Annotated in this window: 22 protein-coding genes and 1 riboswitch; of the genes, 10 read left to right on the top strand and 12 right to left on the bottom strand. The window is 66.6% G+C overall.

All coding sequences use genetic code 11. The features are described from left to right. Positions 1-2 precede the first annotated feature (2 nt). The 7 genes from pal to HWX14_RS07390 all read right to left on the bottom strand — a co-directional run bounded on the left by pal (position 3) and on the right by HWX14_RS07390 (position 5,612). Positions 3-515 (bottom strand): peptidoglycan-associated lipoprotein Pal, encoded by a 513-nt coding sequence (gene pal / locus HWX14_RS07420; protein ID WP_006484980.1) that lies wholly within the window; start codon positions 513-515, stop codon positions 3-5. A 17-nt stretch (positions 516-532) separates the two neighbouring features. After that, a complete protein-coding gene (gene tolB / locus HWX14_RS07415; RefSeq protein WP_175882142.1) occupies positions 533-1,828 on the bottom strand; it encodes a Tol-Pal system beta propeller repeat protein TolB in 1,296 nt (431 codons plus the stop codon). Positions 1,829-1,937: 109 nt separating this feature from the next. Then, positions 1,938-2,993, bottom strand: coding sequence for a cell envelope integrity protein TolA (gene tolA / locus HWX14_RS07410; RefSeq protein ID WP_175882141.1), 1,056 nt, complete (start codon positions 2,991-2,993; stop codon positions 1,938-1,940). Further along, entirely contained in the window at positions 2,990-3,439 is a 450-nt protein-coding gene (gene tolR, locus HWX14_RS07405) for a protein TolR (RefSeq protein ID WP_175882140.1), read from the bottom strand. The genes tolA and tolR overlap by 4 nt, the downstream gene beginning before the upstream one ends. A gap of 10 nt (positions 3,440-3,449) precedes the next feature. Next, entirely contained in the window at positions 3,450-4,127 is a 678-nt protein-coding gene (tolQ, locus tag HWX14_RS07400; RefSeq protein WP_006476795.1) for a protein TolQ, read from the bottom strand. A gap of 144 nt (positions 4,128-4,271) precedes the next feature. Next, positions 4,272-4,757: a tol-pal system-associated acyl-CoA thioesterase gene (gene ybgC, locus HWX14_RS07395; protein WP_175882139.1), complete on the bottom strand. Its 486-nt coding sequence runs from the start codon at positions 4,755-4,757 to the stop codon at positions 4,272-4,274. 108 nt (positions 4,758-4,865) lie between these two features. Beyond that, positions 4,866-5,612 (bottom strand): SDR family NAD(P)-dependent oxidoreductase, encoded by a 747-nt coding sequence (locus HWX14_RS07390; RefSeq protein WP_175882138.1) that lies wholly within the window; start codon positions 5,610-5,612, stop codon positions 4,866-4,868. 180 nt (positions 5,613-5,792) lie between these two features. After that, a riboswitch (ZMP/ZTP riboswitch) is annotated at positions 5,793-5,893 on the top strand. A gap of 137 nt (positions 5,894-6,030) precedes the next feature. On the opposite strand from HWX14_RS07390, the gene glyA reads away from it, so the two are divergent. The 7 genes from glyA (at position 6,031) to HWX14_RS07355 (ending at position 10,828) form a co-directional block, all read left to right on the top strand. Then, positions 6,031-7,278, top strand: a complete 1,248-nt coding sequence (gene glyA / locus HWX14_RS07385) for a serine hydroxymethyltransferase (RefSeq protein WP_011544684.1) — start codon at positions 6,031-6,033, stop codon at positions 7,276-7,278. A 6-nt stretch (positions 7,279-7,284) separates the two neighbouring features. Further along, positions 7,285-7,764: a transcriptional regulator NrdR gene (gene nrdR, locus HWX14_RS07380; RefSeq protein WP_006476792.1), complete on the top strand. Its 480-nt coding sequence runs from the start codon at positions 7,285-7,287 to the stop codon at positions 7,762-7,764. Positions 7,765-7,917: 153 nt separating this feature from the next. Then, complete coding sequence (locus tag HWX14_RS07375) at positions 7,918-8,481, top strand: GspH/FimT family pseudopilin (protein ID WP_175882137.1); 564 nt, start codon at positions 7,918-7,920, stop codon at positions 8,479-8,481. 5 nt (positions 8,482-8,486) lie between these two features. Continuing rightward, complete coding sequence (locus tag HWX14_RS07370) at positions 8,487-8,891, top strand: hypothetical protein (protein WP_175882136.1); 405 nt, start codon at positions 8,487-8,489, stop codon at positions 8,889-8,891. Continuing rightward, positions 8,881-9,714 (top strand): PilW family protein, encoded by an 834-nt coding sequence (locus HWX14_RS07365; protein ID WP_175882135.1) that lies wholly within the window; start codon positions 8,881-8,883, stop codon positions 9,712-9,714. The genes HWX14_RS07370 and HWX14_RS07365 overlap by 11 nt, the downstream gene beginning before the upstream one ends. A gap of 143 nt (positions 9,715-9,857) precedes the next feature. Beyond that, complete coding sequence (locus HWX14_RS07360) at positions 9,858-10,385, top strand: hypothetical protein (protein ID WP_175882360.1); 528 nt, start codon at positions 9,858-9,860, stop codon at positions 10,383-10,385. After that, positions 10,382-10,828, top strand: a complete 447-nt coding sequence (locus HWX14_RS07355) for a type IV pilin protein (RefSeq protein WP_175882134.1) — start codon at positions 10,382-10,384, stop codon at positions 10,826-10,828. Before HWX14_RS07360 ends, HWX14_RS07355 begins: the two co-directional genes overlap by 4 nt. A 54-nt stretch (positions 10,829-10,882) precedes the next feature. Here the strand turns inward: HWX14_RS07355 and HWX14_RS07350 are convergent, their stop codons facing one another. The 3 genes from HWX14_RS07350 to HWX14_RS07340 all read right to left on the bottom strand — a co-directional run bounded on the left by HWX14_RS07350 (position 10,883) and on the right by HWX14_RS07340 (position 12,181). Beyond that, entirely contained in the window at positions 10,883-11,326 is a 444-nt protein-coding gene (locus tag HWX14_RS07350; protein ID WP_175882133.1) for a DUF3318 domain-containing protein, read from the bottom strand. 43 nt (positions 11,327-11,369) lie between these two features. Next, the gene (locus HWX14_RS07345; protein ID WP_175882132.1) at positions 11,370-11,759 is read right to left on the bottom strand and encodes a phage holin family protein; all 390 of its coding nucleotides are present in this window, start codon (positions 11,757-11,759) and stop codon (positions 11,370-11,372) included. Between the two features lie 119 nt (positions 11,760-11,878). Further along, a complete protein-coding gene (locus HWX14_RS07340) occupies positions 11,879-12,181 on the bottom strand; it encodes a YqjD family protein (protein ID WP_006494044.1) in 303 nt (100 codons plus the stop codon). A 317-nt stretch (positions 12,182-12,498) separates the two neighbouring features. Here HWX14_RS07340 and HWX14_RS07335 point away from each other — a divergent pair, with 317 nt between their 5' ends. Beyond that, positions 12,499-13,137: a peroxiredoxin gene (locus HWX14_RS07335; RefSeq protein ID WP_006476788.1), complete on the top strand. Its 639-nt coding sequence runs from the start codon at positions 12,499-12,501 to the stop codon at positions 13,135-13,137. Positions 13,138-13,261: 124 nt separating this feature from the next. Here the strand turns inward: HWX14_RS07335 and HWX14_RS07330 are convergent, their stop codons facing one another. Beyond that, complete coding sequence (locus tag HWX14_RS07330) at positions 13,262-14,449, bottom strand: acyl-CoA dehydrogenase (RefSeq protein WP_050011731.1); 1,188 nt, start codon at positions 14,447-14,449, stop codon at positions 13,262-13,264. Between the two features lie 176 nt (positions 14,450-14,625). On the opposite strand from HWX14_RS07330, the gene HWX14_RS07325 reads away from it, so the two are divergent. Beyond that, positions 14,626-15,417: an IclR family transcriptional regulator gene (locus HWX14_RS07325; protein ID WP_175882131.1), complete on the top strand. Its 792-nt coding sequence runs from the start codon at positions 14,626-14,628 to the stop codon at positions 15,415-15,417. Between the two features lie 127 nt (positions 15,418-15,544). Continuing rightward, positions 15,545-15,955, top strand: a complete 411-nt coding sequence (locus HWX14_RS07320; RefSeq protein WP_175882130.1) for a GFA family protein — start codon at positions 15,545-15,547, stop codon at positions 15,953-15,955. 203 nt (positions 15,956-16,158) lie between these two features. Here the strand turns inward: HWX14_RS07320 and HWX14_RS07315 are convergent, their stop codons facing one another. Further along, positions 16,159-16,962, bottom strand: coding sequence for an EAL domain-containing protein (locus HWX14_RS07315; protein ID WP_124699159.1), 804 nt, complete (start codon positions 16,960-16,962; stop codon positions 16,159-16,161). Positions 16,963-17,137: the final 175 nt, after the last annotated feature.

Genomic DNA, 17,137 nt, shown 5'->3' with positions numbered 1-17,137 from the left:
ACTTACTGTTGGTAGACGAGGTCGGCGCGACGGTTCTGCGCCCACGATGCTTCGTCGTGACCCGTTGCCTGCGGCTTTTCCTTGCCGAGGCTCACGGCTTCCATTTGCGAATCGTTCACGCCGAGCAGGGCCATCGCACGGCGGACGGCTTCCGCACGCTTCTGGCCCAGCGCGAGGTTGTACTCGCTCGTGCCGCGTTCGTCGGTGTTGCCCTGGATCAGCACGTGGCGCTGCGGATGGCTCTTCAGGTACTGCGCGTGCTGCTGCATCAGCGGCTGGTACTCGTCCTTGACCGAATAGCTGTCGAAGTCGAAGTAGATGCTGCGCTTCGCGAGCGGGCTGTTCGGGTCGTTCAGCGGATCGACGTTCACTTGCGCGACGTTGTCGGCGCTCGGCTGCGTGCTGACTGCGCCCGCGTTGTTTGCCTTGTCGTCGAGCTTCACGCCCGACTTGCACGCTGCGAGCGCGCTGATCATCATCACGGCCAGGGCCAGACGAGCTTTATTCGACATCATGGTTACTCTCCTTGTGGTCATTGCATGAAGGGCCCCCACGACGGCTCGCGAACGGAGCCGCCCTGGACGGACAGGATCTGCGGCGGCGCACTGCCGTCGGAGGGCACAGCAGCCAGAACGTTACGACCACCCGACTGGGTAGCGTACAGAAGGTACTGGCCGTTTGCCGCGAAGCTCGGCGATTCGTCGCGATTGGTATTCGTGATGGCGTTCGCCGCGCCTGATTGCAGATCCTGAACGTACAGCTTGAAGCCCCCACCCGTGCGGGAGATGTAAGCGAGCAGCTTGCCGTCCGGGCTCACGCGCGGGCTCGTGTTGTAGCTGCCGGTGAAGGTCACGCGCTGCGCGGCACCGGCGCTTTCACCCTGTGCGGGCATCCGGTAGATTTGCGGCGCGCCGCCGCGGTCGCTCGTGAAGTAGATCCAGCGGCCGTCCGGCGAGTAGAACGGTTCGGTGTCGATCGAGCTGCTCTGCGTGAGACGGCGCAGGCCGCCGCCGTTCGCGTTGACCGTATAGATTTGCGTATTGCCGGTGAGCGACAGCGCGACGGCGAGCGTGTTGCTGTCCGGCGACCACGCCGGTGCGCTGTTGTTGCCCTTCTGGTCGGAGACCATGTAGCGGCGGCCGGTCGGCAGGTCATGGATGTAGACGATCGGCTTCTTGCGCTCGAACGACACGTACGCGACCTTCGTGCCGCTCGGCGACCACGCCGGCGAGATGATCGGTTCGGTGCTCGACAGCGCGATGCGCGCGTTCTGGCCATCCGAATCGGAAATCTGCAGCTGGTAACGGTTGCCGGTCTTGATCACGTACGACAGGCGCGTGGCGAACACGCCGCGCACGCCGAGCAGCTTCTGGTAGATGTAGTCGGCGATCTTGTGGCCGGCCGTGCGCAGCGTGGTGTCGGTCGCCGTCAGCGACAGGCCGCCGAGGCTTTGCTGCTTCACGGTGTCGTACAGGATGAAGTTGACCTTGTACTGGCCGTTCGCGTCGCGGTTCACGCTACCGGCGACGAACGCATTCGCGCCCTTGGCCTTCCATGCGCCGAGATCGACCGAGGCGGTCTCGGGTACGGGCGTGCTGCCTGCGTCGATGTTGGTGAATTTGCCGCTGCGGGCGAGGTCGGCGCGCACGATCGACGTGACCTGTTGCGGCAGGCTCGCCTCGTTCGTGAAGTTCGCGGTGGCAATGGGGAACTGGGTCGACCCGACACCGGTGATCACCACGTTGACCTGGGCGTTAGCGGCGCTGCCCGCCGTGATCAGACACGAGGCCACGAGTGCCCTGAAACCTAGCTTTGTCATCAAACTCATGCTTCTTGCTTCCCGTATGGCTTGGATCGCTGCGCAACGGCAGAGACAGTAAAAATACCCGATTCGTTCCCGTCCGACAGCGACGCCCGGAGTGTAAGCGCATTTCGTTTCACTCCGCTGCCTTGAAGGTAATCGTAATGTCGGACGGGGTACGACCGTTAGAATCGGGCGGCAACGGGACCGATGCGTGGATCGCATTGACCACGGCTTGATCCCACCCCGAATTCCCGCTCGAGCGGGACACCGATGCGCTCAATACGTCACCGGACGGCGTGCACCGAATCTTGACGACGGTGGTCAGGCCTGCCCGCTCGCCGCCCCAAACGATGTTCGGCTTGACGCGGCGGCGCACCTTGTCGGCATAGCCGGGCGTGGCGGCATTGCCGCCGGAGCCCGTGCCCGTGCCGCTTTTCGCGAGGCCTTCGCCGCCGCCTTCACCGGCGCCGGACAGCCCCTGCATCTGCGCGAGGCGCGCACTGCGCTCGCGGTCGAGCTTCGCATTCGCCGCCGCGCTGGCCTTCGCGCGCGCCGCGGCTTCGGCCTTCGCCTTGGCCTGGGCTTCCGCCTTGGCCTTCGCAGCCGCGTCGGCCTTCGCCTTCGCCGCCTGCTGCGCTTCGAGCTGCGCCTGCTTTTGCTGCTGGAGTTTCTGCTGTTCGAGCTTTTGCTGCTCGGCGAGCTGCTGTTGCCTGAGCTTGTCGGCCTGCTTCTGCTTGTCGCGTTCCGCGGCCTTCTGGGCGGCGAGCGCGGCGGCCTGTTGCGCGGCGAGCTGCGCGCGCCGGGCTTCCTCTTCCTGCTGGGCTTTCAGTTGCTGCGCGCGGCGCTGCTGCTCGAGCTGCGCTTCGCGCGCGGCCGCTTCCTGTTGCCGCTTCTTCTGCTGCAGCGCGATGTCGGCCTGCTCGTCGCGCACCGGGGCAGGGGGCGGCGCGACCTTCGCGGGCGGCGTGGGCGTGACGACGGGCCGCGGCGCGGGGACGTCGGGCACTTCGGTCCACAGCTCGGCCTCGGCGCCGGCCGGCGTGCTGTTCTGCCATTGCACGCCGTGATAGAGGAACAGCGCGAGCAACACGTGCATCAGCGCGGCGAGCGCGAACGCGCGCCACGTCCCGCGCTCGCGGGGAGGCTGGAGCGGGTAGGCGGATCTGCGCGTGGATTGCTGCCGGTTCATTGCGATTTGACGAGGAGGCCGACGCGCTTGACGCCACGCGCCTTCAGATCGGACATCACGGTCATGACGGCATCGTACTGCACGGTCTTGTCGGCTGCGATCACGACCGGCTGGTCAGGGTGATCGGCCTGCCGGGTCGAGATGAAGTTGTCGAGCTCGGCCTTCGTCATCGTGTCTTCCTGGGTCGCGCCCGAGTCGCCCTTGTACTTGACGCTCATCGTGCGGTCGGCCTTGATGTTGACGACGACGGGCGGCGTCTGCTCCTGCGGCGCGGCATTGCCGACGGTCGGCAGGTTGATGATCGACGGGGCGACGAGCGGTGCGGTGACCATGAAGATCACGAGCAGCACCAGCATCACGTCGATGTACGGCACGACGTTGATGTCGGCCATTGCGCGGCGCGAACGGCCGCCGCGCATGCTGGATCGGATGGGGCTTCCTGCCATGGCGCGCTCCTTACTGGGCCTGACGCTGCAGGATGTTCGAGAACTCTTCGATGAAGGTCTCGAAGCGGATCGCGAGGCGGTCGATGTCGTGCGCGTAGCGGTTGTACGCGACCACCGCCGGAATCGCGGCGAACAGGCCGATCGCGGTGGCGACGAGCGCCTCGGCGATGCCCGGCGCGACGTTCGCGAGCGTGGCCTGCTGCACGTTCGCGAGGCCGCGGAACGAGTTCATGATCCCCCAGACCGTGCCGAACAGACCGATGTACGGGCTCACCGAGCCGACCGACGCGAGGAACGCGAGGTTGGCTTCGAGCACGTCCATTTCACGCTGGAACGACGCGCGCATCGCGCGGCGCGCACCGTCGAGCACGAGGCCCGGATCGCTGAGGCGCTTTTCCTTCGCCTTCAGGAATTCGCGCATCCCCGATTCGAAGATCCGCTCGAGCGCGCCGATCGTGTGGCGGTTGTTGGCCGCGCTTTGATACAGCGCCTGCAGGTCGCCGCCCGACCAGAAATCCTTCTCGAAGCGTTCGGTCTGCGCGCGTGCGCGACGGATCGCGAACCACTTGCGGAAGATGAAGGTCCACGACATCAGCGACAGCAGCAGCAGCAGTCCCATCACGGCCTGGGCCAGCACGCTCGCATTGAGCACGAGGGAAATGATCGACAGGTCTTGAACAGTATTCATAGAGGTTTGAGTAACGTGCCTTCACGGGTGCCCGGCAAGGGCGTCCGGTGTGCGTGCGGCGCGGCGCGCCGGCCATGCCTGACGCCGAACCTTGCTTAGTATCGAATCAGAACGGCAAGTTCATAGGCTGTGTCTAAACGGCGCTCATGCGAGCTTCGTTGACAAACCAGTCTGCCCGGCGTCGATGACGGGCCCGCGGTGCAGCGCGTCGAGCACGGCCGGCGGGATGGCCGCGGGCCGGATGCCGTGACGGTCGACGCAGCCGAGGCGGATGTGCCCGGCCACGAGCAGCGTGTCGCCACACCAGGCTTCCTGCGTGAATTCCACCGACGCGCGGCCGATGCGTCCGGGCCGGCTCGCGATCGTCAGCGTGTCGTCGAGTCGCGCCGGCGCGCGGTAGTCGAGCGACGTGCTGCGCACGATGAAGATCGCATCGGTATCGTCGGCGAGCCGACGCTGGTCGACGCCGCATGCGCGAAGCCACTCGGTGCGGGCGCGTTCGAAGAACTTCAGGTAGTTGGCATAGAAGACGATGCCGCCTGCATCGGTATCCTCGTAGTACACGCGCACCGGCCAGGTAAAGCCGGACGGCGCTTCCGGGGAGCGGGTAGGCTGAGTCATGGCGCGCATTCTACCGGAAGGCAAAGACCGGATTCGTAACCGATTCGTAACGGAATGTAGTGTGTCGTAGCACACCGCGGGCCGGCCGGAGGCGGGCCCGCGGTTGCGGGCGACGAGTCAGCCTCGATGGATCGTGAGGCCGGCCGGGGCTTGCGCGACCGGCATCATTTCGATCGTATTGATGTTGACGTGCGCGGGGCGCGTGGCGATCCAGTAGATCGTATCGGCGATATCCTCGGCCGTGAGCGGCTCGACGTTCTGGTAGACGTTCGCCGCCTTTGCATCGTCGCCGCGGAAGCGGACGTTCGAGAATTCCGTGCCGCCGCACAGGCCCGGTTCGATGTCGGTGACGCGCAACGGCGTGCCGATCAGGTCGGTGCGCAGGTTCAGGCTGAATTGTCTGACGAAAGCCTTGGTCGCGCCGTAGACGTTCCCGCCCGGATACGGATAGGTGCCAGCCACCGAGCCCAGGTTGAAGATATGGCCGCGACCGCGCGCGATCATGCCAGGCAGCAATGCGTGCGTGACGGTCACGAGGCCCGAGCAGTTCGTGTCGATCATGGTCTGCCACTCGTCGAGGCTCGCCTTCTGGGCCGGCTCGACGCCGAGCGCGAGGCCGGCGTTGTTGACAAGCACGTCGAGCGCGGCGAATTCGGCGGGAAGGGCGGCGGGCACGGCTTCGACGGCCGCCCGGTCGCGCACGTCGAGTTCGAACGGCAGCAGCGCGTCGCCGAGTTCGGCGGCGAGTGCGTCGAGACGATCCTTGCGGCGTGCGGTCGCGACGACGCGATGGCCGCCCTTGACGAAAGCACGGGAGATGGCGGCGCCGAAGCCGGCGGACGCACCTGTGACGAACACGATCATTGCTGCTCCTGGTCGGTAACGGAATAGCGGGTGGAATCCCGCAAGCCTACTGAGAATGCCGCACCGCGGCAAGACGGCCAAGCGTGTCGGCACGGGCGCGTAGAGTCTGGCCCTTATTGTTTGGAGGCCACTGCCGTGCGGTTGCCTATTCATGACGCATCCAATACACTAATGCGCTCATCACCCCTGCGTGACTGGCGATAGAACCCTTCGGGGTCAAGGTGGAGCATCCCACCGTGAAGCGCGGGGCGCCGTTTTTGCCGTTCGCCTGGGCAGCCGTTGTGCGCCGTCGCGTGCATCGCCGGTGGCTGTCCTGCCTCGCGTCATACGGATTCTTCCGCCACGTCGAGCTGGTCTCGCCAGCAGCGCTCCGTACTCGGCCGCTCCGGTCCACCTGTACACACTTAACGGAAACCGTATGTTTGACAGAGCCCAAAGCACCATCGCGAACGTCGATCCCGAAATCTTTGCAGCGATCGAGCAGGAAAACCGCCGCCAGGAAGATCACATCGAGCTGATCGCGTCGGAAAACTACACGAGCCCGGCCGTGATGGCCGCACAGGGCTCGCAGCTCACGAACAAGTACGCCGAAGGGTATCCGGGCAAGCGCTACTACGGCGGCTGCGAGTACGTCGACGTGGTCGAGCAGCTGGCGATCGACCGCGTGAAGCAGCTGTTCGGCGCGGAAGCCGCGAACGTGCAGCCGAACTCGGGTTCGCAGGCGAACCAGGGCGTGTTCTTCGCGATGCTCAAGCCCGGCGACACGATCATGGGCATGAGCCTCGCGCACGGCGGCCACCTGACGCACGGCTCGCCGGTGAACATGTCGGGCAAGTGGTTCAACGTGGTGAGCTACGGCCTGAACGAAAACGAAGACATCGACTACGAAGCGGCCGAGAAGCTGGCACAAGAACACAAGCCGAAGCTGATCGTCGCGGGCGCGTCGGCGTTTGCGCTGAAGATCGACTTCGAGCGTCTGGCGAAGATCGCGAAGTCGGTGGGCGCGTACCTGATGGTCGACATGGCGCACTACGCCGGTCTGATCGCAGCAGGCGTGTACCCGAACCCGGTGCCGCACGCGGATTTCGTGACGACGACGACGCACAAGAGCCTGCGCGGCCCGCGCGGTGGCGTGATCCTGATGAAGGCCGAGTACGAGAAGCCGATCAATTCGGCGATCTTCCCGGGGATCCAGGGCGGCCCGCTGATGCACGTGATCGCGGCGAAGGCCGTGGCGTTCAAGGAAGCGCTGTCGCCGGAGTTCAAGGAATATCAGCAGAAGGTGGTCGAGAACGCACGCGTGCTGGCCGAAACGCTGGTGAAGCGCGGGCTGCGGATCGTGTCGGGCCGCACGGAAAGCCACGTGATGCTGGTCGACCTGCGCGCGAAGAACATCACGGGCAAGGCAGCGGAAGCGGCGCTCGGCGCGGCGCACATCACCGTGAACAAGAACGCGATCCCGAACGACCCGGAAAAGCCGTTCGTGACGAGCGGCGTGCGCCTGGGTTCGCCGGCGATGACGACGCGTGGTTTCGGGCCGGCGGAAGCCGAGCAGGTGGGCAACCTGATCGCCGACGTGCTGGAGAACCCGGAAGACGCAGCGACGATCGAACGCGTGCGCGCGCAGGTCGCCGAGCTGACCAAGCGTTTCCCGGTCTACCGCTAATAGCCGATGCGCTGCCCGTTCTGCCGGCATGACGACACGCAGGTCGTTGACTCGCGCGTGTCCGAAGATGGCGCCGCGATTCGGCGGCGCCGTCGCTGCTCGGCCTGCGACAAGCGCTTCACGACGTACGAGCGGGTCGAGTTGTCCCTGCCGTTCGTCGTGAAGAAGGACGGCAGCCGCACGGAATTCGACCGTCGCAAGATCGTCGCCAGCATGCAACTCGCGCTGCGCAAGCGGCCGGTTGCCGCCGACGCGATCGACGCGGCGGTCGCCCGCATCGAGTATCAACTGCTCGCGACTGGCGAGCGTGAAGTGCGTAGCGAGAAGCTGGGCGAACTCGTGATGAACGAGTTGCGCGGCCTCGATACGATCGCCTATGTCCGCTTCGCATCGGTGTATCGCCGGTTCGAGGACGTTTCCGAATTTGCCGACGTGATCGAAGAGTTCCGTCGCGCCTCTCCCGCCAAGACCCCACGTAAGCGCTGACGCGCTGCGTTCGTTCATCGTCTGCTCCGTTGGTTCGATTCGCGCCGATTGTGTCGGTTGCGATCGCATGTCGCCAGTCGGCCGTTCGGCCAATGGCGCGCATCCGCACGCGCCGCTACAGTCGTCGCAACACCGTGGCGGAGGACGATTGCGATGGAACGGGGCGCTCAACCCTTGAAGAACGTGGTGCAACGGCCGAGCGGATTCACGCTCGTCGAGCTGATGGTCGCCATGTCGCTGGCGGCGGGGCTCGCGCTCTATGCGCTGCCCACGTTCGACCAGTGGCGCATGCGCGAACGCGTGGATGCCCGCTCGCGCGCGCTGCTCGGTGCGCTGTCGTTTGCGCGTGCCGAAGCAACGCGTCTCGGCGCGCGCGTCACGCTGTGCCGCGCCGGACGCGACGGCGCCTGTCTGCGTACCGGTGAGCGGTGCGATTCGGCCGAATGGTCGTGCGACTGGATCGTCAGCGGGCAGGTCGACGGGCAGTCGCGTGTGCTGCGACGCTATCCGCGCGATGCCGACGTGGCCGTCTCGGGCGCCGCGCATGAGCTCGCGTTTGCGCCGCCGGTCGGTCAGTCGATCGGCGGAATCCGGCGTTTCGAGGTGCGTCCGAGGCGCAGCGCGTCCGACGCGGACGACGCGCGCGCATCGCGTTGCGTGCGGATTGCGGCAGGCGGCCGCGCGCGGATGGTCGCCGGCCGTTGCGACGCGGCGTGATCGCCATGCGCAATGCCATGCGCGGTACGTCGTTGATCGAGGCGACGCTGGCCATCGCGCTGCTCGCCACCGTGATGCTGGCAGTGGCCGGCAGTCAGCTCGCGATGGCGCGTGCGCAGCGCGCAACGATCTGGCGCGAACGCGCGCTGTGGCTGGCCGATGCGCGTATCGAGCGTCTGCATGCCACGGCGGCAGCGGTCGACGACGGCCTCGCGGCGCTTGCGGCTGCATCGTTACCGGGTGGCGCGATGACGCTCGATGGCGAGCCGGGCGGTGTCCGCTATGTGGTTGTCGGCTGGCGTGGCGCCAATGGAATCGCGTCGCCGCGCTGTGACGCCGCGGGAGTGTCGACGCAGCCGCCGTCGTGTGTCCGCATTCCATTTCAGGAGAGGGCAGGCGATGAACGCTGATCGCCGTGCGCATGGCCATACGCTGCTCGAAGTGCTGATCGCGATGACCGTCGGGCTCCTCGTGCTCGCGGCGGCCGGTGCGCTGTACCACGCGCAGCGCATTGCGCAGCGTCGCGCCGAAGACGGGTTCAGGATGCGCGACGCGGCCGCGACCGCGCTGATGCTGATCGGTCAGCAGATCCGGATGGCAGGATTCCGGCCGCTCGATGCACAAGCGCCATCGTCGTTGCCGCCGGTGTTCGGGTGTTCGACGGCGCGCGTGCGGGGTAGCGGCGCACAGGTACGTTGCGAGCCCGCGCGCCTGTCGTCGGACGCGTTGCTGGTCCGGTATGTCGGCGATGCCGTGTCGACGTGGACGACGGTGAGCGGCCAGGCGTCGGATTGCCTCGGCCAGGGTGTCGGCGAGCCGGGCGAAGCTGCGCCGGTGGAGAATCGCTTCGATGTGCACGTCAGCCCGTCGACGGGCGAGCCCGAACTGTATTGCGAAGGAAGTGGCCGCCCGGGCACGCCGCAGCCCGTCGTGGCGGGAATCGATCAGTTGCGCATGCGCTATTTGCGTCGCGGTGCCGTGCAGTTCGTCGACGCCGATGCGGTGCGTGCCGACGACTGGCGCGAGGTCGTGGCCGTGCATGTCTGCGTGCGGGCGCGCGGCGAGCCGATGCGCGAACCGACGCGGCATGTCGACTGCGACGGTCGCGTCGCCGTGGCACCGGACGGCCGCGCCCGTTTGACGCTCGATCGCATCGTCGCGTTGCGGAACGTCGCGCTCGCATCTGACGCTGCGCTGCATGATGCAGCTCGAGCAAGTGAGGTGGCACGATGAGCGGAGCAGCGCAGTGCGCGCGGGACGACATCTCGCGATGCGTCGAGGGAGACCACGCGCACGAGCGCACCGTCGCGAGCGGCGGCGACCTGCAGCAGATCGCATACGCCGGCGTTCAGGCGATGAGCCCGCGCGAGTCCCATATGCGTTTCCGGCCCGCCCGCCGCGCCTGGCGTCGCGATGCAGGCCTTGCATTACCTGCGGTGATCGCGGTCGGCGCAGCAGTCGCGGCATTGACCGGGACATGGTTCGACGCCGCGTTGACGGAGTCGCGCCGCACCCGCGCGTTATCGGATCGGTTGATTGCATTTCACGCGGCCGATGCCGCGCTTGCCGCGTGCACGCTGCGATTGCTGCGCGGCTCGGCGCCGTATGTGAGCGAAAGCGAATCGCACGCGGAGCCCGACGCCTGGCGGCGCATGCCGCCGCTGGCGGCGGCCGAGGCGTTCGCGCCATTCGCCGGCTGGCCGATGGCCGCGCAGCCGCCGCGATGCCTGATCGAGGCGTGGCGGCGCCCGGCAGCGCAGCGCGGCGACCGCGCCTACCTGGTCACCGCGCGTGGCGTCGGCGCGCACGCGTCGAGCGCCGTGTGGCTGCAACATCAGGTCGCGATACGCGACGGCCACGTCGTCGTGCTGCGCTGGCGTCGTGTCGCGGCGGTGATTCGATGAACGGCCGCCTGTCCATGTGCCGAGCGGCCGGATTCACGCTGATCGAGCTGATGATCGTGCTCGCGATCGTCGCGGTGCTGGCCGGGTGGGGTATCCCGTCGTATCGCGAGCATGTCGTGCGGGTTCACCGCGCGTCGGCGGTGGCTGCGCTGTACCGTGCGGCCCAATATCTTGAAACGCTGGACGGTGCGCCGCCTGCGACGTTGCCGGACGCGCTCGCGCAGGCGCCGCCGGACGGGCGCGCCGTGTATCGATTGACGCTCGGGCGGCCGGACGGCCCCGATTCGCCGGTGAGCTATGAACTGTTAGCGACGCCGCTCGACTCCGGCCCGATGCGCGACGATGCATGCGGCACGTTCACGCTGCGCTCGGACGGGACGAAAGGCAATGCGGGAAGCGATGGCGTCGACGAACCGGACGCTGTCTGCTGGAGCGTGCGCTGAGTGCGCAAGGAGGGCGCGCAGCGGCGCAGGGCCGTGCGCGCGGGATGCCGACGGTCAGTCGTTCTGTGCGTCGAGCCCGCGCTCGTCGCGGGATTGCTTCCAGATCCGGTAGACCTCCCATGCGGCGAAGCCGAGCGTGCCCCACTTCAACGCGGGGCCCGCACTCGCGCGCAGCAGCGAGCGAACGGGTTTCGCCAGCACGAGCGACGCGAGCGAGCTCAGCATCGGATACTGGTTGACGAGCTGGCCGAGGCTTGCGTTCAGGTTCTTGGCCGACTGGCCGAACCTGCTGGTCGACAGCCCGGGGATGAACACCTTGAGCCAGCTGAAGCGCGTGACGGCGTGGCGCATTTCGGCGGCGGCCTCCGCAAATTCGAGCCGCTCGACTTCGGATCGCAGGATCAGCAATTCCTTGCGGAGCGCGCGGTGCTGCGACGCGCTCCAGTTCGATCGCGACGAAGGGGAGCGGGAAGGATTGCCCGTGATGTTCTGGCTCATGGCGCGTCGGCGAAGTAGGTGGGAGGGATGAGCGCGAGGGCGTTCACGGCTTGCCGCGGAACAGGTCGCGGTCCTTCTCGAGTTCGGCGAGCGTCGCCTCGAACACGGTCGGCGCGTCGCGCAGGCCCGAGCGCGCCTTCAGCGCGCAGGCGATGCCGCCAACGGCATACAGCGCGGTGATCGCGGCGAGTGCCTGCCAGCGGTAGGTATCCCAGAACGCGATCGCGATCAGCACGGTCAGGCTGATGAGCGCCATCGTCGCGAGCATCATCGCGGCGAGGCCGAGGAACAGCACGCCCATCAGGCGCTCCTTTTCCTCGGCAAGCTCGATGCCCACCAGTTCGAGGCGCGTCTGCAGAAGGCCGATGGCGGAGCCGACGAGGCGGCGCAGCGGTCCTTGACCGGACGGCTGCGAGTGGGTGTCTGTCGTCATGGATCAGAGGCTTGCGCGTGCAGTGAGCAGCTAGGACAAAGCCGGCCGGCGCGGGCCGGCGGCTTCGACGCCCGCAGGCCGCGCGACGCGGCCCGCGGGACGAAACGGCGCAGAGCGCGTTACTTGCGGTTGATCAGCAGGCCGATCAGCACGCCGACGCCGGCAGCCACGCCGATCGACGTCCACGGATGCTCGTGCACGTAGTCGTCGGTCGCGCGCGCGGCCTTCTTGCCTTTCTCGACCACGACGACCTGGACGTCGGCTGCCTTTTCCTTGGCCTGCTTCAGGCGAGACATGGCCTTCTCGCGCAGCTCGGCCGCACGGTCGCCCGTGCTGCTCGCCGCTTGCTTGAGCAGGTCTTCGGCGTCCGAGAGAACGGTTTTGATATCCGACATCAGTTTCTCCTTGTTGATTTCCGACATTGCAACTCCCTTCGTGCTGTCATGCTGCAGGTTCACATCGTAGCGAAACCCCTGCCTGCTGGCGAGCCGGGAAGACACACGGCGGCAGCGCAAGCTGCATGGTAAACGACTTGTAATCATGAACAGAGCGACAAAGGATTGAAAAGTTTCCCTTGCAGCCCCTCCGTCCTGCCACGACGCCGGGTAAAAATGACAAAAAAGTATGAATATCAAACGGAATATTCGTTCGCACGGCCCATTGCTTCCCGTAAGCTGATGGACTGCCCCGCGCTGTCCGGCGCGCGGTTTCAACCAGCATCGTTCGAGGAGGGAACATCATGAGTCTGCGTCTTGGCGACATCGCACCGGATTTCGAGCAGGAATCGAGCCTGGGCACGATCAAGTTTCACGAGTGGCTCGGCAACAGCTGGGGCGTCCTGTTCTCCCATCCGGCCGACTACACGCCGGTGTGCACGACCGAACTCGGGCTGACCTCGAAGCTGAAGGGCGAATTCGAGAAACGCAACGTGAAGGTGATCGCGCTGTCGGTCGACGGCGTCGAATCGCACAAGGGCTGGATCAACGACATCAACGAAACGCAGTCGACGGTCGTGGGCTTCCCGATCATCGCCGACGCGGACCGCAAGGTGTCCCAGCTGTACGACATGATTCACCCGAACGCGAACGAAACGCTGACGGTGCGTTCGCTGTTCGTGATCGACCCGAACAAGAAGGTGCGGCTCACGATCACCTATCCGGCCAGCACGGGGCGCAACTTCGACGAAGTGCTGCGCGTGATCGACTCGCTGCAACTGACCGACAATTACAAGGTCGCGACGCCCGGCAACTGGAAGGACGGCGACGACGTCGTGATCGTGCCGTCGCTGCAGGACCCGGAAGAGCTGAAGAAACGCTTCCCGAAGGGCTTCAACGCGGTGCGTCCGTATCTGCGCCTGACGCCGCAGCCGAACAAGTAAGCATCGGCGGCCCGGAGCCGCGGCTCCGATAAAAAAAGCCCGCTCGGCAGTCATGCCGAGCGGGCTTTTGCTTGGGCGGCGGCGCGTGCGCGGCATCGCTGCCGCGTGCGTCACGGCCGGATCGTCAGAAGAATGCCTGGATGCCCGTCTGCGCGCGGCCGAGGATCAGCGCGTGGATGTCGTGCGTGCCTTCGTACGTATTGACCACTTCGAGGTTCACGAGGTGGCGCGCGACGCCGAATTCGTCGGAGATGCCGTTGCCGCCGAGCATGTCGCGCGCGAGGCGGGCGATGTCGAGCGCCTTGCCGCACGAATTGCGCTTCATGATCGACGTGATCTCGACGGCGGCCGTGCCTTCGTCCTTCATCCGGCCGAGGCGCAGCACGCCTTGCAGGCCGAGCGTGATTTCGGTCTGCATGTCGGCGAGCTTCTTCTGGATCAACTGGTTCGCGGCGAGCGGCCGGCCGAACTGCTGGCGGTCGAGCACGTACTGGCGCGCGGTGTGCCAGCAGGACTCGGCGGCGCCGAGCGCGCCCCACGCGATCCCGTAGCGCGCCGAGTTCAGGCAGGTGAACGGGCCGCGCAGGCCGCTCACGTTCGGCATCAGGTTCTCTTCGGGCACGAACACTTCGTCGAGGACGATCTCGCCGGTGATCGACGCACGCAGCCCGACCTTGCCGTGGATCGCCGGCGCCGACAGGCCCTTCCAGCCCTTCTCCAGGATGAAGCCGCGGATCGCGTCCTTGCCGTTCTCTTCCAGCTTCGCCCACACGACGAACACGTCGGCGATCGGCGAGTTGGTGATCCACATCTTCGCGCCGGACAGCGAATAGCCGCCCGGCACCTTCTTCGCGCGCGTGACCATGCTGCCCGGATCGGAGCCGTGGTTCGGCTCGGTCAGCCCGAAGCAGCCGATCCATTCGCCGGTCGCGAGCTTCGGCAGGTACTTCTGCTTCTGCGCGTCGGAGCCGAATTCGAAGATCGGCACCATCACGAGCGACGACTGCACGGACATCATCGAACGGTAGCCGGAGTCGACGCGCTCGACTTCGCGCGCGATCAGCCCGTAGCTCACGTAGTTGAGGCCGGGGCCGCCGTATTCCTCGGGAATCGTCGGCCCGAGCAAGCCGACCTCGCCCATCTCGCGAAAGATGGCCGCGTCGGTGCGTTCGTGGCGGAACGCCTCGGTGACGCGCGGCGCGAGCTTGTCCTGTGCGTACGCCTGCGCGGCATCGCGGACCATCCGCTCTTCTTCGGTCAGTTGCTGGTCGAGCAGCAGCGGATCGTCCCAATGAAAAGTTGCAGCACTCATCGTCTCATCTCCTGTCGGCCCGAGTTAGCGCCTCAGCGCTTACTCGGCCCCATGCTTTGCGGTCGGCCTCGAGTTAGCGCTTCAGCGCTCGCTCCGGGCTGATGCCTGAAGTTCGCTTGACTTGCGTTCCGCTGTGCGGAACAATGTTTTGCAAATCGACCTCAGTGTAGCACCGGATGACACTTTCAACCATCGACGACACCACGATCGACGAGCGCAAGTTCGTCGTCGCGCTCGCGCGCGGGCTCGACCTGCTGCGCGCCTTCCGGCCCGGCGAGACGATGCTGGGCAATCGCGATTTCGCGGAACGCACGGGCCTGCCGAAGGCGACGGTGAACCGGCTCGCCTATACGCTGACCGTGCTCGGCTATCTGCGCTACGACGAGACGCTCGGAAAGTATGCGCTGGACGCCGGCGTGCTGTCGCTCGGTTACGCGCTGCTGTCGGGCTCGGGGACGATCGATCTCGCGCGGCCGCACATGCAGGCGCTCGCGCGCGAGATCGGCGCGGCCGTGTCGCTCGGCTGCCGCGACGGGCTCGACATGATCTATCTGGAGACGATCCGCAGCGAGACCGCGCTGACGCTCGGGCTCGCGCCCGGTTCGCGGCTGTCGATGCTGACGAGCTCGATGGGGCGCGCGTACCTGGCCGTGCAGCCGGAGGACGTGCGCCGCGCGCTCTATGCCGAGCTGCACCGGGCGGCCGGCGGCGCGGCCGACGCCGATGCGCTCGTCGCCGCCGCGCAGCAGGCGGTGGCCGAGTTCTCCGAAGGCGGTTGCTGCTATTCGTTCCGCGCGTGGCACATGGACGTGAACGCGGCGGCCGTGCCGTTTCGCGAGCCGCGCGAAGGGCGCTGGCTGATCCTCAGCTGCAGCGGCCCCGCGTCGTCGATGGGCGAGGACGTGTTTCGCACGCAGGTCGGGCCGCAACTGAAGGCGCTCGCGCAGCGGCTCGGGCAGACGGTCTGAGGCGGAAGCCGCGCGAGCGCGCGTCGCCGGATTCGTCGGAACGGGAAAGGGCGGCGCCGCCGGTTGCAGCGCGCACGAACCGCGCTCATCATCGTTCGCCAGCTTCCCGACGCTCATGAGGTGCACGATGTCACATCTGGAAACGATGGAAGGCGGCTGCGCGTGCGGTGCGATTCGCTACCGGATCGCCGGCATTCCGGCCGATGCCGGCTTCTGCCACTGTCGGCTCTGCCAGCGCACGACCGGCGCGGCGGTCGTCGCATCGGCCTCGGTGCCGATCGATGCGTTCGAATACCTGCAGGGTGAACCGATGGTCTACGCGTCGAGCGCGTGGGGCGAGCGGCGCTTCTGCGGCCGTTGCGGCGCGCAGCTCGAATACCGGCGCACCGACGCGCCGCAAACGGTCGAGATCAACTACGCGACGCTCGACGAGCCGTCGCGGCTGCGCCCGGCGTGGCATGTCTGGTACGGCGATCGTTTCCCGGGCATCGAGATCGGCGACGAACTACCGAAGTACGACGACGGTGGCAGAGAATAAGTAAGCGGCACATCGGGGGCGATGCGCCGGTGTGTCGGTGTCGGGCTCGCGCGCAAGCGCGTTCGACCTTTCTTTCCGAATGAACGAACAAGGAACCGGCCGGCGTCGAGCGACGCTGCGTGCCGAGATCCGATTCCCGAAGCAACACCGCGCCGGCATCCGTCTTCCGGCGCACCACGCCCCGCGCGCGGCTGCCCCTCCGCTCAGGCCGTCACGACCTTCGCAAACACCGGCCCCTGCATGAACCGCACGTCGTGCTGGCGCAGCAGCTCGCACTGCGTCTCGTCGACCACACCGTCGAAGATCAGCGGAATCCGCACGCGCTGCGCGTAGGCGACGAGCGCCTTGACCATCCCGTCGCGCAACGCGATGCCCGCATCCATCTTGATGTAGTCGGGGCGCGCCATGTCCGATTCGACCGCGAGGATGCGGCCCGGGTCGGGCAGCTTGTCCGCGACCTTGAAGCCGTGATGCTGGTAGCTGCGCGTCAGGTAGCCGAGGAACGTCTTGTGGGCGACCGCGACCGCCGGCAGCTCGATCACGATCCGCTCGGGCGGCAGCCCGAAGCGCTGCAGCACCGACGAGAAATGCTTGCCGTGGTCGTACTTCACGCTCTTGAGCAGCCGCTCGTGCACGCGCAGGAACAGCAGCCCGTGGCGCTGCGCGCCGAAGAAATTGATCGAGTGCAGCGCGCGCGACAGACGGTCGATCGCGACCAGCGTCTGGTCGTCGACGGCCGCGTCGACCGGATCGTGCTGCGCGCCCGTCACGAGCGTGACGGCCTGGAAGCCGAGCTCGTCGCCGTAGCGCTCGATCGCGTCGGCGAACGACGTCGATTGCGGCGCGCCGGGCATCGTCACGTCGTAGATCGGCTCGTACGCGCTGGCGAGCGTGCGCTCGGGCAGATTCGCGCACGCGGTGCCGCCTTCGGCAAGCGCGAGGTGTTCCCGCAGATACGGCAGTTGCCCGGCACGGGCGACCAGCTCGGGGATGGTAGGCGGAATCATCGGCGTGAAAAGGAAAAATGGCGGCCGAAAGGGCCGCCTCGTTGACTTGATATTAGCAGCGCGCGCCGCGCTCGGCTCGGCGTTTCATTCATATGGTTATCCCGTCCCCGAGCGAACGCCTAGGGTTTACGTTGATTTCACTATTCGTAATTGGTTTTACTATTCGTAAATCCAA

Origin of the sequence: Burkholderia sp. BCC0044, from assembly GCF_902832955.1 — a bacterium.
Lineage (GTDB): Bacteria > Pseudomonadota > Gammaproteobacteria > Burkholderiales > Burkholderiaceae > Burkholderia.
This window is presented reverse-complemented; position numbering and strand designations above follow the sequence as displayed.

Coding starts and splice junctions, on each gene's coding strand:
- pal (WP_006484980.1), bottom strand. CDS start 515: ATGATGTCGAATAAAGCTCGTCTGGCCCTGGCCGTGATGATGATCAGC.
- tolB (WP_175882142.1), bottom strand. CDS start 1,828: ATGAGTTTGATGACAAAGCTAGGTTTCAGGGCACTCGTGGCCTCGTGT.
- tolA (WP_175882141.1), bottom strand. CDS start 2,993: ATGAACCGGCAGCAATCCACGCGCAGATCCGCCTACCCGCTCCAGCCT.
- tolR (WP_175882140.1), bottom strand. CDS start 3,439: ATGGCAGGAAGCCCCATCCGATCCAGCATGCGCGGCGGCCGTTCGCGC.
- tolQ (WP_006476795.1), bottom strand. CDS start 4,127: ATGAATACTGTTCAAGACCTGTCGATCATTTCCCTCGTGCTCAATGCG.
- ybgC (WP_175882139.1), bottom strand. CDS start 4,757: ATGCGCGCCATGACTCAGCCTACCCGCTCCCCGGAAGCGCCGTCCGGC.
- HWX14_RS07390 (WP_175882138.1), bottom strand. CDS start 5,612: ATGATCGTGTTCGTCACAGGTGCGTCCGCCGGCTTCGGCGCCGCCATC.
- glyA (WP_011544684.1), top strand. CDS start 6,031: ATGTTTGACAGAGCCCAAAGCACCATCGCGAACGTCGATCCCGAAATC.
- nrdR (WP_006476792.1), top strand. CDS start 7,285: ATGCGCTGCCCGTTCTGCCGGCATGACGACACGCAGGTCGTTGACTCG.
- HWX14_RS07375 (WP_175882137.1), top strand. CDS start 7,918: ATGGAACGGGGCGCTCAACCCTTGAAGAACGTGGTGCAACGGCCGAGC.
- HWX14_RS07370 (WP_175882136.1), top strand. CDS start 8,487: ATGCGCAATGCCATGCGCGGTACGTCGTTGATCGAGGCGACGCTGGCC.
- HWX14_RS07365 (WP_175882135.1), top strand. CDS start 8,881: ATGAACGCTGATCGCCGTGCGCATGGCCATACGCTGCTCGAAGTGCTG.
- HWX14_RS07360 (WP_175882360.1), top strand. CDS start 9,858: ATGCGTTTCCGGCCCGCCCGCCGCGCCTGGCGTCGCGATGCAGGCCTT.
- HWX14_RS07355 (WP_175882134.1), top strand. CDS start 10,382: ATGAACGGCCGCCTGTCCATGTGCCGAGCGGCCGGATTCACGCTGATC.
- HWX14_RS07350 (WP_175882133.1), bottom strand. CDS start 11,326: ATGAGCCAGAACATCACGGGCAATCCTTCCCGCTCCCCTTCGTCGCGA.
- HWX14_RS07345 (WP_175882132.1), bottom strand. CDS start 11,759: ATGACGACAGACACCCACTCGCAGCCGTCCGGTCAAGGACCGCTGCGC.
- HWX14_RS07340 (WP_006494044.1), bottom strand. CDS start 12,181: ATGTCGGAAATCAACAAGGAGAAACTGATGTCGGATATCAAAACCGTT.
- HWX14_RS07335 (WP_006476788.1), top strand. CDS start 12,499: ATGAGTCTGCGTCTTGGCGACATCGCACCGGATTTCGAGCAGGAATCG.
- HWX14_RS07330 (WP_050011731.1), bottom strand. CDS start 14,449: ATGAGTGCTGCAACTTTTCATTGGGACGATCCGCTGCTGCTCGACCAG.
- HWX14_RS07325 (WP_175882131.1), top strand. CDS start 14,626: ATGACACTTTCAACCATCGACGACACCACGATCGACGAGCGCAAGTTC.
- HWX14_RS07320 (WP_175882130.1), top strand. CDS start 15,545: ATGTCACATCTGGAAACGATGGAAGGCGGCTGCGCGTGCGGTGCGATT.
- HWX14_RS07315 (WP_124699159.1), bottom strand. CDS start 16,962: ATGATTCCGCCTACCATCCCCGAGCTGGTCGCCCGTGCCGGGCAACTG.